This is a genomic window from Pseudomonas syringae pv. coryli str. NCPPB 4273, from assembly GCF_000972175.1.
GTDB lineage: Bacteria > Pseudomonadota > Gammaproteobacteria > Pseudomonadales > Pseudomonadaceae > Aquipseudomonas > Aquipseudomonas syringae.
Genome location: NZ_AWQP01000001.1, coordinates 81,523 through 93,999, shown reverse-complemented (window position 1 = coordinate 93,999; position 12,477 = coordinate 81,523). Strand labels below are relative to the sequence as shown.

General features: G+C 62.0%; 12 protein-coding genes and 1 riboswitch. Of the genes, 2 read left to right on the top strand and 10 right to left on the bottom strand.

Features of this window, described 5'->3' with window-relative positions:
- The 6 genes from P406_RS00405 to P406_RS00380 all read right to left on the bottom strand — a co-directional run.
- On the bottom strand, nt 1–2,313 hold a 2,313-nt coding region (locus tag P406_RS00405; protein WP_046234993.1), incomplete at its 3' end, for a 5-oxoprolinase/urea amidolyase family protein.
- 109 nt (nt 2,314–2,422) lie between these two features.
- Nucleotides 2,423–3,040, bottom strand: a complete 618-nt coding sequence (locus P406_RS00400) for an urea amidolyase associated protein UAAP2 (RefSeq protein ID WP_046234992.1) — start codon at nt 3,038–3,040, stop codon at nt 2,423–2,425.
- Between the two features lie 11 nt (nt 3,041–3,051).
- Nucleotides 3,052–3,777 (bottom strand): urea amidolyase associated protein UAAP1, encoded by a 726-nt coding sequence (locus P406_RS00395; protein ID WP_046234991.1) that lies wholly within the window; start codon nt 3,775–3,777, stop codon nt 3,052–3,054.
- Nucleotides 3,774–4,556 (bottom strand): ABC transporter ATP-binding protein, encoded by a 783-nt coding sequence (locus tag P406_RS00390; RefSeq protein ID WP_024660702.1) that lies wholly within the window; start codon nt 4,554–4,556, stop codon nt 3,774–3,776. The genes P406_RS00395 and P406_RS00390 overlap by 4 nt, the downstream gene beginning before the upstream one ends.
- A complete protein-coding gene (locus P406_RS00385; RefSeq protein WP_003413041.1) occupies nt 4,553–5,368 on the bottom strand; it encodes an ABC transporter permease in 816 nt (271 codons plus the stop codon). Before P406_RS00385 ends, P406_RS00390 begins: the two co-directional genes overlap by 4 nt.
- Nucleotides 5,369–5,395: 27 nt before the next feature.
- Nucleotides 5,396–6,463, bottom strand: coding sequence for a putative urea ABC transporter substrate-binding protein (locus P406_RS00380; protein WP_046234990.1), 1,068 nt, complete (start codon nt 6,461–6,463; stop codon nt 5,396–5,398).
- Nucleotides 6,464–6,526: 63 nt separating this feature from the next.
- Nucleotides 6,527–6,629, bottom strand: a riboswitch (guanidine-I (ykkC/yxkD leader).
- Between the two features lie 478 nt (nt 6,630–7,107).
- Between P406_RS00380 and P406_RS26940 the strand changes: the two genes are divergently transcribed.
- Together P406_RS26940 and ung are read left to right on the top strand one after the other, a co-directional pair.
- Nucleotides 7,108–7,494 (top strand): hypothetical protein, encoded by a 387-nt coding sequence (locus P406_RS26940; RefSeq protein WP_161632673.1) that lies wholly within the window; start codon nt 7,108–7,110, stop codon nt 7,492–7,494.
- Nucleotides 7,495–7,702: 208 nt separating this feature from the next.
- Entirely contained in the window at nt 7,703–8,395 is a 693-nt protein-coding gene (gene ung / locus P406_RS00370; RefSeq protein ID WP_003413031.1) for a uracil-DNA glycosylase, read from the top strand.
- Nucleotides 8,396–8,419: 24 nt separating this feature from the next.
- On the opposite strand, the gene P406_RS00365 is transcribed toward ung, so the two are convergent.
- The 4 genes from P406_RS00365 to P406_RS00350 all read right to left on the bottom strand — a co-directional run bounded on the left by P406_RS00365 (nt 8,420) and on the right by P406_RS00350 (nt 12,467).
- Nucleotides 8,420–9,454 (bottom strand): AbrB family transcriptional regulator, encoded by a 1,035-nt coding sequence (locus P406_RS00365; RefSeq protein WP_003413030.1) that lies wholly within the window; start codon nt 9,452–9,454, stop codon nt 8,420–8,422.
- A complete protein-coding gene (locus P406_RS00360; RefSeq protein WP_003413028.1) occupies nt 9,447–10,961 on the bottom strand; it encodes a tripartite tricarboxylate transporter permease in 1,515 nt (504 codons plus the stop codon). The genes P406_RS00365 and P406_RS00360 overlap by 8 nt, the downstream gene beginning before the upstream one ends.
- A 1-nt stretch (nt 10,962) precedes the next feature.
- Nucleotides 10,963–11,421 carry a tripartite tricarboxylate transporter TctB family protein gene (locus P406_RS00355; protein ID WP_003395824.1) on the bottom strand — a complete coding sequence of 153 codons (459 nt, stop codon included), beginning with the start codon at nt 11,419–11,421 and terminating at the stop codon, nt 10,963–10,965.
- 62 nt (nt 11,422–11,483) lie between these two features.
- Nucleotides 11,484–12,467 (bottom strand): Bug family tripartite tricarboxylate transporter substrate binding protein, encoded by a 984-nt coding sequence (locus P406_RS00350; RefSeq protein WP_170963816.1) that lies wholly within the window; start codon nt 12,465–12,467, stop codon nt 11,484–11,486.
- Nucleotides 12,468–12,477 lie beyond the last annotated feature (10 nt).

Here is a 12,477-nt window from a genome sequence, read left to right as displayed (position 1 = left end):
ATAGCCTTCGCGAGCAAGCGCGCTCCCGCATCGTTCTGCATGACACGCCTCGACACTCACCGGGGTGAATCGGACTCTGTCGCCAGCCTTCAATTGCCCCAGCTGCCACAGGTCCGCTTCGATGATGGTCACCGGGCAGACGAATCCGCCCAGGCTGGGTCCGTCCGGCCCCAGGATTACCGGCATGTCGCCGGTGAAATCCACCGCGCCGATCGCATACGGGTTGTCGTGAATGTTGGAAGGGTGCAACCCCGCCTCGCCACCATCTGCACGCACCCATTCGGGTTTGGGGCCGATCAGGCGCACGCCGGTGCGGCTGGAGTTGAAATGCACTTCCCAGTCGGTCGCGAAAAACCTTTCGATGTACGCTTCGGTGAAGTATTCCGGGGCGGCATGCGGGCCGTAAATGACCCTCATCCGGCGCACGTCTGTCAGCGCTTCAAGTGCCTCATCGGCAATCCGCTGCCCCGCACTGCGCTCCACCAGGGGCGCGATGTGCAGCACATCGCCGGCGCGCAGCGCGCGACCGCCATGACCGCCGAACTGGCCGAGGGTAAAGGTACTTTTGCTGCCCAGATAATCCGGCACGTCGAGCCCGCCGCGCACGCACAGATAGCTGCGCACACCGGCACCTGCGATGGTGCCCAGCGACAACGTCGAACCGGCGCTCACGAATAGCGCGGTGTTCATCGCACAGGATTGGCCATCGAGGGTGATCGGGATGTGCGCACCGGTCACTGCGACCACCGCATCGCTGTTGAAACGCAGTAGCGGCCCGCTCATGGTTATTTCCAGCGCGGCGCATCCTTCAGGGTTGCCCAGCAGGCCATTGCCCTGGCGCAACGCGCGGCTGTCCATCGGCCCGGATGGCGGTACGCCGACCGCCCAGTAGCCCAGTCGTCCCGGATAATCCTGAACGCTGGTCTGGGTGCCGCCGCTCAACACTTCGAAGGTGTCAGCGTGATACAGCAGATCTTCCAGACAGCGGGTCCATGGCTGGCCACTGGCGAACGGCGCGTCGGCAATGATCTGGCGCAGGTAGTCGCGATTGGTTTCCACACCGTACAGACGCGTTTCGTTCAGCGCGTCGATCAGCCCGGCGCTGGCGTCCTCGCGGGTCGGCGCCCAACTGATCAGCTTGGCGATCATCGGGTCGAAGTACGGCGGTATCTCACAACCGGCCTCGACCCAGGTGTCGATGCGCAGCGACCGGCCATCGGCAGGCGGGAAGTCAGCCGCAGTCAGCAGGCCAGGGCAGGGCTGAAAGTCACGGCCCGGATCTTCCGCGTAGAGCCGCGCCTGAATCGCATGGCCAACCGGTTTCAGGCCGGCCTGCAACTGATCCAGCGGCGGCAGATCACCGGCGGCCAGTTGCACCATCCAGCTGACCAGATCCACGCCCCACACCTGCTCGGTGACGCCGTGCTCGACCTGCAAGCGTGTGTTCACTTCCAGAAAATAGAAGCGCTGATCTTCACTGTCGAAGACGAACTCGACCGTCCCGGCGCTGCGGTAATCGACTGCCTTGGCGAGTTTGACAGCCGCTGCGCACAGCTCTTCAGCCATGCCGTGCGGCAGGTTCGGGGCCGGGGTTTCTTCCAGCACTTTCTGATTGCGCCGCTGTACCGAGCAGTCGCGTACGCCGAGCGCCAGCACTTCTCCCTGACCGTCGCCGAACACCTGCACTTCCAGGTGGCGGGCGCGCTGGATGTATTTCTCGATGAATACACCCGCGTCACTGAAATTGTTCTGACCGAGGCGTTTGACCGCCTCGAACGAGTCGGCCAGCTCTTCGGCGCTGCGACACACACGCATGCCGATGCCACCACCGCCCGCGGTGCTCTTGAGCATCACCGGGTAGCCGATGGTGCGAGCTGCCGCGATGGCCGACTCCAGACTGTCGAGCAGTTCGGTGCCTTCGAGCATGGGCACGCCATGCTGCCCGGCCAACGCTCGGGCGGTGTGTTTGAGGCCGAATACGCGCAGTTGCTCGGGCGTCGGGCCGACGAAGGCGATACCGGCGTCTTCGCAGGCCTGAGCGAACCCAGCGTTTTCGGAGAGAAACCCGTAGCCGGGATGAATGGCCTTGGCGCCGCTGGCTTTGGCGATGGCGAGGATCTTGTCCACCGCCAGATACGTTCCGGCTGCGCCGCCTTCGCCCAGGCTGTGGGCTTCGTCGGCCTGCATCAGGTGCAGGCTGGCAGCGTCGGCTTCGGAATACACCGCCACGCCCTTGACCTGCAAGGTGCGCAGGGTCCGCAGGATGCGGCAGGCAATGGCGCCACGGTTGGCGATCAGCAGTTTGTCGAACATGGCATAACCCCGGAAACCCAGTCGCGCTCGGTTTCGTGATGGGAAGCGGGCCGTCCCGCTATTGATCAATCTACGCAACGGTCGTCCGTTGCTGAGGGCAGGTGCCGGGTCAGTCGCGAATCAACAATTGCGCAGGCGTCGGGTTGTAGCCGTTGCAGGGGTTGTTGAGCTGCGGACAGTTGGAAATCAGCACGATCACGTCCATTTCAGCGCGCAGCTCGACGTATTTGCCGGGTGCGGAAATACCGTCTTCGAAGGTCAGGCCGCCTTCGGCTGTCACGGGTACGTTCATGAAGAAGTTGATGTTGGGGCCGATGTCGGCCTTGCTCAGCCGACCGTCATGCATGCAGGCGCGCAGGTAGTTGTCGCGGCAGCTATGCATGTAGCGCTTTTCCAGGGCGTAGCGGACGATGTTGCTCTCTTGCGCGCACGCGCCACCGAGCGTGTCGTGGCGACCGCAGGTGTCATCGACAATGGTCAGCATCGGCTGGCCGAGGTTGGAAAACAGCACGCTGCCGGTGGTCAGGTACACGCTGTTCTGACGGCGCAGGGTGCGCTGTACGTCGTAGCGTTCACGCGGGTTGCTCAGGCTGAAAAACAGTGTGTCGACGGCCTGATTGCCTTGCAGATCGAGGATGCGCACGGTCTGCCCGGCCTTGACCTCGGCCAGAAAGGGCTCGCCGGCCGGTATGGTCGCGTCACAGCAAAGGTGGGTGGGTGAGTTCATGACAAGGCTCCTCAGGCGAACAGGCGGTCGGTATTGATGAAGCCGCGCTCGTTTTCCGGGCGCGAGGTGCGGCAGTGCTCGGCGACGCTTGCGTCGGCTTTCATCCAGCTGAGCTTGAGCGGTTGCGGGGCATATTCCGGGTTGGGGTCCATCGGGTGTTGCAGCGCGGTCAGCACCACCAGCGTGTCCATTGGTGCGTAGAGTTCGATGTAGTCGCCGGCTTTGGAATTGTTCGGCGCGAAGTGCAGGGTTCCTGCCTCGTCGACATCGACACGGCTGAACAGGTTGAGGGTCATCAGCAGGTCGGACAGCCCCAGCCCCCATTTGCCCAGCTCGACCAGCAGGTTGTCGACGCCGTTGCGAAAGAAGCCGTTGCGCAATTCCTGATAACGGCCCTGGCCGTATTTTTCAGCGACTTCCTGCGCATTGAGCACGCCGCCGATGCTGTCGCTCCAGCCGCAGGTGTCAGTGACAATGGCCGCCAGTACACGGCCCATGTCTGAATACAGGCAATGACCGTTGCTCAGGCGGGCGGTGTGCTGGCATTTGAGGCTGTCGGGCAGGTTCAGCCGCTCGGTTTTTTCGTGGGCGTTGAGCAGGGTCAGGCTGACGTTAGCGTTGCCGTGCAGGTCGGTCAGACGCAGCAGTTCGCCGCGCTTGAGGATGAACGAACGATGGCCGCCACCGGGCAGCATCTCTTCGGCGAAAACCGGGTACAGCGTGGTTGAGTCAGTCATTGAACGGGCTCCTCTGAAACGTTGAGCAGCGAATCGATGGCGGCGCGTTCGGCGCGGCGTTCGCTGTTGAGGGGGATGTCGTAAGTGATGCGCGCGCCATAGGCGCCGGGCGCGTGCGGGTCGTGGCGCACCTTGTCGAAAACCAGCAGGCGGGTGCCGAGGTTGAAACCTTCGGACAAGTCGTGGGTGACCATGAACACGGTCAGTTTCGTTTCGCGCCACAGGTCCAGCAGCAGGTGGTGCATGTCCTTGCGGATGCCGGGGTCGAGCGCGCCGAACGGCTCGTCCAGCAGCAGGACGCGCGGTTTCATGATCAGCGCCTGGGCGATCGCCAGACGCTGCTGCATGCCGCCGGACAATTGCGTCGGGTACTTGTCCAGCGCATGCCCCAGGCCGACCTTGCCGAGCAACTGTGCGGCGTGCTCGCGCGCCTCGCTTTTGGCTTGGCCGAACAGACGGCCGAGCCAGGGCGAGCGGGGCAGCTCCAGACCCAGCGCCACGTTGTCGAGCACCGACAGGTGCGGGAACACCGAATAGCGCTGAAACACCACGCCACGGCTGGCATCCGGCTCATTGCGCAGGGGCGTGCCGTCCAGCGTGATCAGGCCGCGACTGGGGGATTCCTGACCCAGCAACAGGCGCAGAAAGGTCGACTTGCCGCAGCCCGACGCGCCGACCAGCGTGCAGAACTCGCCTTCGGCCACGTCCAGGTTGAGGCCCTCGAGCACCACCTGATCGGCGTATTGCTGCCAGACATTGCGCACACTGATAAAGCTCATGCTCGCGCTCCTTCGTACCAGGGAAAGGCACGTCGGGTCAGGGCTTTCAGGCCCCAGTCCATCAGCCAGGCGAGCAGGGTGATCCACACCACATAGGGAAGAATCACGTCCATCGCCAGATAGCGCCGCACCAGGAAGATCCGATAGCCCAGGCCGTCAGTCGAAGCAATCGCCTCGGCGGCGATCAGGAACAGCCACGCCGAACCCAGCACCAGGCGCAGGGCGATCAACAGGCGTGGCAGCAATTGCGGCAGGATCACCCGCAGGATCAGTGTCCAGGTCGAGGCGCCGAGGGTTTGCGCCTTGATCAGCAGTTCGACGGGGATTTCACGGGCGCGCTGTTCCAGATCACGGGCCAGAATCGGTGTGATACCGATCACGATCAGCATCACCTTCGACAATTCGCCCAGACCGAACACGATGAACAGAATCGGCAGGATGGCCAGCGGCGGCACCATCGACAGCACCGTCAGCAAGGGCGACAGCGGTGCGCCGCACAACGGCAGGATGCCCGCTGCGATGCCCAGACACAGACCCAACAGCGCGCTGATCCCCAGGCCGATGGCCAGGCGTTGCAGGCTCGATGCGCTGTCCTGCCACAGCAGGTAGTCACCGCTGCGCGGGTCGGCAACGAACGCCATGCGTTTGACCGCATCGGCCATCTGTACCGCGCTGGGCAGCAGTTTGTCGCTGGGGTTTTCCGCAAGCCGGGTGGCTGAGCCCATGAAATAGGCGAACAGCAACAAGGCGAACGGCAGGATCACCAGTATCAGGCGACCGGCACGATCCGGATGGCGGTTTATCAAACGCATGGCAATGACCTTTCTACTGAGCGTGATTTACAGCTTGCCGTCGACGGCCATCTGCACGTAGCTGGGGTCAAAGTGCAGCTTGAGATTGCCCTTGTCGCCGAGCGTCACGCCATTGGCGAACGACATGCCGACCGCATCGGCGTCGCGTGCGCCTTCGCCGAGCAAACCGTGGGCGAACGAGAAGTCAGCCACCTTGCGCTGGGTGTCCGGCAGCTGTTTGCTGGTGGCGAACTCAAGGGCTTCCTTGGGCGTGGCAAACAGCTTGGTGGTGTCCAGTTGCGCCTGGAAGCCGGCCAGATCGGTGCCCGATGCCTTGGCCATGTGTTCCAGCGCAGCCTTGGCCTGAGCATTTTTGGCATTCATCAGCGCGACCACTTCAAACCAGGCGCCGGTCAGGGCTTTGCCCAGGGCCGGGTTGTCTTTCAGGGTCTGGGTGTTGACGACCATCATGTCCATGATCTCGCCGGGGATCTGGCTGGAGTTGAACACTTCGGTCACGCCGGGCTTGGCCTTGATGTCCGAGAGCATCGGGTTCCAGGTGGTGACCGCCTGTACATCGTCGGTATTGAAGGCTGCCGAGATATCGGCATCCGAGGTGTTGACCACCTTGAGGTCTTTTTCACTGAGCTTGACGCTGTCCAGCGCTCGGGCCAGCAGATAGTGAGACACCGACAGTTCGACCAGATTGACGTCCATGCCTTTCAGATCGGCGACTTTCTTGCCTTCGCCCTTGAGCACGATGCCGTCATTGCCATTGGAGAAGTCGCTGACGATCAGTGCCGTGCTTTCCACGCCACCTGCGGCCGGGATGGTCAGGGCGTCCATGTTGGTCATGGTGCAGCCATCGAACTGGCCGGCAGTGTACTGATTGATGGATTCGACGTAGTCATTGAGCTGAGTGACATCGATCTTGATGCCGTACTTTTTCGCCCACTTGTCGACGATGCCCTGGCTACCTGCGTATTCCCACGGCATCCAGCCTGCGTAGATGGTCCAGCAGACGTTGAAGTGATCTTTCTGGGCGGCATTCGCCGAGAGGCTCAACGCAGCAAGCAGGCCTGCCGTCAGCAGACCGAAGAGACGAGACTTTTGCATGTTGAGAAATCTCCAGTAGTGAAAAAAGGCGGCCAGGAGCAACGTGACACCACTGGTGTCCCTGTCTCCCGGGCTTTTGTCCCGCCGTGTAACCTCTACTGGAGGTCGCCAACTCTCGGACCAGCCACTTGCCTGGCGGCAAGCCGGAACCCTAGTCGGCTATTGCAAATTGTGGTGCCGCGAACCTGTGTTGACTCCTGCACATCGCTCATCAAGCGAGAGTTGTGCCAACTTATGCTGCGCCTTGTTTTTCAAGGCTTGGCCGAGTCGTCGACGGTCAGCTGCCGCAGGAACTGCCTTGTGCTGGTGCGAGAACGCACCGTGATGAGGCAAAGGCAGATGAAATGTTTTGTAGCATGTTTGTAGAAAGCCGAAACAGGCCTGCAGGCCTTGGTTGCAGAGCCTTTGCGCATCTGCTGGCGATCATTTGTATTGAGGCGTCGACGCAGCCCCAAGGCACTAGAAGGCCTTTTCGGTGTCAGATAATTCGTCCGCCAACCGCTTTGACGGACGCCGACCAGCGTCGCTGGTTTGGCCCAATCGCGGTCCAGGAGGCCGCCATGTATCGAAGACCCTTGCTTATCACGTTGCTGACCCTTTTCCTTTCTGGTTGCTACGCAGGTCCCGGTTACTACGAATCCGATGTGTACACGCAGCCGACTGTCGTTGGCGGTGCCTACGCGTATGACAATGGCTACCGCTCTACCTACTATCAGGAGCGACGCATCTATGTGGCGCCTCAACCGCGCTATTACACCCAGCCCCGCTATTACGCCCCTGCACCCCGTTATTACGCGCCACCGCCCCCGCCGCGCTACTACCAGCCGGGACGTCCGCCGGGTTATGGCTGGAGAAACGATGGCTTTGGCCGCAATGACGGCTTTCGCGGCAATGGTGGCTTCGGCCGCAACGACGGCTTCCGCGGCGATCGAGGTAACCGTGGCTGGGATGACCACGGTGGGCGTGGCGGACGGGATGGCCGTGATCATGGACGAGGCGGGCGCGGCGATGGTCGTGGTGGGCATCGATAGCTGAAATATGCGCGCTCGCTATCCTGCCAACGCTGTGAACTGACAGCTGCGAACTGACTGTTGCAAACTGACTATGGTGCCGACGCTCCGCGTCGGCACACTTTTCTGGACGCTCTGCGTCCGATCTTGAAGGCGCATGGCGCAACCAGCATTGACTTTGCTGCCCGGCTTTCCTAGTGTCCGCGCATTGTTTTTACCGGATGTAACCATGACTAGCGACGACCGCATCAAGCTTGAGCCGAGCTGGAAAGAAGCCCTGCGTGAAGAATTCGAACAACCCTACATGGCTCAGTTGCGCGAGTTTCTGCGTCAGGAGCACGCGGCGGGCAAGGAAATCTATCCGCCCGGACCACTGATCTTCAATGCGTTGAACTCCACGCCGCTGGATAACGTGAAAGTGGTCATCCTAGGCCAGGACCCGTATCACGGCCCGAACCAGGCGCATGGGCTGTGCTTCTCGGTGCAGCCGGGTGTGCCGACGCCGCCATCGCTGGTCAACATCTACAAAGAGCTAAAACGCGACCTCAACATTGATATTCCGAACCACGGTTGCCTGCAATCCTGGGCTGATCAGGGTGTTCTTCTGCTTAACACCACCCTCACTGTCGAACGCGCCAATGCTGCGTCGCATGCGGGCAAAGGCTGGCAGCACTTCACGGACCGGATCATTCAAGTGGTCAGCGAGCACCAGCCGCATCTGGTGTTCCTGCTGTGGGGCGCTCATGCGCAGAGCAAGCAGAAACTGGTCGATGCGACCAAGCATCTGGTGCTGACCTCCGTCCATCCGTCGCCGTTGTCAGCCTACAAAGGCTTTTTGGGCAACGGGCATTTTGGGCGGGCCAACAAGTACCTTGAGCAAAACGGCATTGCGCCGATCGACTGGCGCTTGCCTGCGCTTTGATTTGAGAAGGTTCCAGCGACCTGATCAGTCAGCGAGCCGTTTGTTCCAGCGTCGGTACAGCGGCTCGGCGAGAAACAGCACGAACAGCAGGCGCATGACCTGCATGGCCGTGACCAGCGGCACCGACAGTTGCAGCACTTCGGCGGTCAGGCTCATTTCTGCGATGCCGCCGGGCATCATGCCCAGCGTCAGCGAACGCAGGTCCAGGTGGGTGAGGGCGCTCAGCGCCAGTGCCGCCAGCGCGGCGATCAGCATGGTCAGCGCAGTGCCCAGCAGCGTGCGCGCCAGGAACGATGGCGCACGCCGAAAGAACTCCCGATTGAAATGACAACCCAGCCCGCTGCCAATCAGCAACTGGCCAAGCTGGCTGGCACCGTTGGGCAGGCCGATTTTCAGATCCCAGACCACGCTCGCCACGGCGCTGAGCAACAGCGGGCCGAACAGCCAGGGATTGGGCTGCTTGAGGCGTTGCCACAGCCAGGCCAGCGCGGCCCCGAGCGGCAGCAGAACGGCCAGCCAGCGCCAGTCCACGGCGCTGGCATGCAAGGCGGGTGCGCCATCACCCAATAGGTATTTGAAGATCGCCGGCACGCACAGCACGACGGCGAGTACCCGCAGACTTTGTGCGGCCGCGACACTGCTCAGCGTTGCACCGTTACGCGCGCCGAGGTTGACCATCTCCCCGGAACCGCCCGGCATGCTGGAGAAGAACGCCGTAGGGCGATCCTCGCCGGTACGCAGCATCAGCCACACGCCGACCAGACACGACAGGCTGGTGACCAGGGCACCGATGAAAATCAGCCCGAAATGCGCCAGTACCTGTTCGATGACCACCGGGGTGAAGTGCAGGCCGATGCCGATCCCGATGATCAACTGACCGCATTTGCGACCGCCGGGAATCTGCGCCAACTGCCAGGGTGTCAGGCAGCGCACCAGGATGATTGCCAGCAACGAGCCCACCATCCACGGCAACGGCCAGCCGACCTGGCTGGCGAGGTAGCCGCCCAGCAGGCCGACCAGTGGCGTTGCCCACCATTGGCGCAGAGACGAATCAGCCATGTGCCGCAGCAGCCTGCTGTTTGGCGCGCTTGCGCCAGATGCGCAGCAGCGGGAACAGCAGCATGAACACGGTCACCACCCAGACGCCGAGGGTAATCGGGCTCGACCAGAGGATCCCCAGTTCGCCGTTGGAGATCGACAGGGCACGACGCAGGTTCTGCTCCATCAGGCCACCAAGGATGAACCCGAGCAGGATCGGCGACAGCGGGAAGTCCAGCTTGCGCAGGATGTAACCGAAGATACCGATACCGACCATCAGGAACAGGTCGAATGTGGTGGCGTGCACTGCATACACACCGATGCCGGTGATGATCGCAATCACCGGCACCAGCGCCCAGTTCGGTACGGCAAGGATGCGCGTGAAGATGCGAATCATCGGGATGTTGAGGATCACCAGCATGATGTTGGCGATGAACAACGACGCGATCAGGCCCCAGACAATGTCCGGCTGCTGTTGAAACAGCATCGGTCCGGGCGTGATGTTGTACAGCGACAACGCGCCGATCATCACCGCCGTGGTGCCTGAACCCGGAACGCCCAGCGTCAGCATCGGCACCAGTGCGCCACAGGCTGTCGCGCCGATGGCTGTCTCGGGTGCGGCCAGGCCACGCATGTCGCCCTGGCCGAACTTGCCGCTGGCGCCGGCAATGCGTTTTTCCGTCATGTACGCGACCGCGCTGGCCAGCGTCGCACCGGCACCCGGCAGCACGCCGAGGATGAACCCCAGCAGACCGCAGCGAATGTTCACCACGAACACGGAAGCGGCTTCCTTGACGTTGAACATCATGCGCCCGGTGGCCTTGACGGCCTCCTGACCGCGATGGGTCTTCTCCAGCAGCAAAAGGATTTCGCTGATCGAAAACAGGCCCAGCACCAGCACCACGAACTGAATGCCATCGGTGAGGTGAATGTTGTCACCCGTGAAACGGTACACCCCGCTGTTGGCATCGATACCGACCGCAGACAGGAACAGCCCGATCAGCGCGGCAATGAACGTCTTCAGCGGCCGGTCACCGGCCATCCCGCCCAGACAGACGATTGCGAACACCATCAGCACGAAGTATTCCGCAGGACCGAAGGCAATCGCCCATTTGGCGAGCAAGGGCGCGAACAGCACCATGCCGCAGGTGGCGATGAACGCGCCGATGAACGAGCTCCATGCCGACAGCGACAGTGCAACCCCGGCCAGGCCCTGACGGGCCATCGGGTAACCGTCCAGAGTGGTCATTACGGTGGACGCTTCACCCGGAATGTTCAGCAGGATCGAACTGATGCGTCCGCCGTATTCGCAGCCCAGGTACACGGCTGCCAGCAGAATCAGCGCCGACTCGGGCGGCAGGCCCAGCGCGAAGGCGATAGGGATCAGCAGCGCTACACCGTTGATCGGTCCAAGCCCCGGCAGCAGGCCGACGACAGTACCGATCAGTGTTCCGCACAGCGCCGTGATCAGGTTGTAAGGCGTCAGGGCGACACCGAAGCCCTGGCCCAGATAACCGAAAGTATCCATTTTAATTCTCCAGAACGCTGAGCAGGCCCAAAGGCAAGGGGACGTCCATGGCCTTGTCGAACAGCAGGTACAGGCCGACGCTCATCAGAATCACCACCACCACGCTCGGCAGCCAGCGACCGCCATACAGGCGGGCCATAGGGATGCCGATCAGAATGCTGCTGAGGATGAAGCCCAGCGGTTCGAACAGCCCCGCGAATATCAGCAGCAGGACGATGCACACGCCGATCTTGATCAGGGTCTCGCGGTCCAGCTCCGGGTCTTCCTCGGTGTGCACGATGGGTGTAGGTCTGATCAGCAGGTACAGCAGGGCGACGCCCATCAGCCCGAGCATCAGCAGCGGGAAGGCGCGCGGTCCGACCGGTTCGTAGGAAAAAGGTGCCTGATAAGGCCAGGCCATAAGGGCAAGGCCTATGCATGCCAGTAACAGCACGCCAGCGAAGATGCGTTGTATGACCATGAGAAGCTCCTGAGTCGCGCCCTTACGGCGGGCGCAACTGAATGTCAGTCAATTGAGTTCAATTACTGAATCAGGCCGAATTCCTTGGCCATCAACTTGTAGTCGGCGACCTGCTTCTTGACGTAGGTGTCCAGTTCCGCGCCGGTCATGGCGAACGGGAACAGCTCGCGCTGGTCGCGCAGTTTGGCGAAGTCCTCGGAAGCCAGGATCTTGTCGAACGAGGCTTTCCACCAGTTGTAGTCTTCGTCGCTGACTTTCGGCCCGAGGTAGAAGCCACGTACCACCGGCCAGACGATGTCGTAGCCCTGTTCCTTGGCGGTGGGGATGTCTTTCATTTCAGGTTCGTCGATACGCTTTTCGGCGAACACCGCGAGCAGGCGCATATCGCCGCTCAGAATGTGCGGCATGGAGTCGGAAATATCGGTACTGCCCACCTGGATGTGGCCGCCAAGCAACGCGGTGGCGATTTCACCGCCGCCTTCGAGTGCCACGTAGCGCAGGGCGCGCGGGTTGATGCCTGCGGCCTTGGCGATCAGAGCGGTCTGCATCCAGTCCTGGCTGCCCACGGTGCCGCCTGAGCCGATCACGACTTTGCTGGGATCGGCTTTCAGCGCCTGGACCAGGTCGTCGAGATTCTTGTAGGGCGAGTCGCTCTTCACTGCGATCGCGCCATAGCTGGTACCCACGGCGGCGAGCCAGCGCACTGCGTTCTCATCGAAACGACCGAATTTGCCCTGCGCCAGATTGAGCAGCGAACCGCTGGACCACGCGACCAGTGTGCCGGCATCGGCGGGGCGCTGCGCGACGACGGCGTTGTAGGCCACCGCGCCGACACCGCCTGGCATGTAGGTGACGCGCATCGGCGAAGTCAGAATCTTCTCGTTGATCAGCGCGCTCTGTACCAGTTTGCAGGTCAGGTCGAACCCGCCACCTGGCGAGGCAGGGGCGATGCATTCCGGACGTTTGGGTTCGGCAAGCAACTGGCTGGCAATCAGCATGCACCCAGCGGTGGCGGCTACGTGACGCAGGGAAAATTTCATGTTCAGTCTCCAGTGA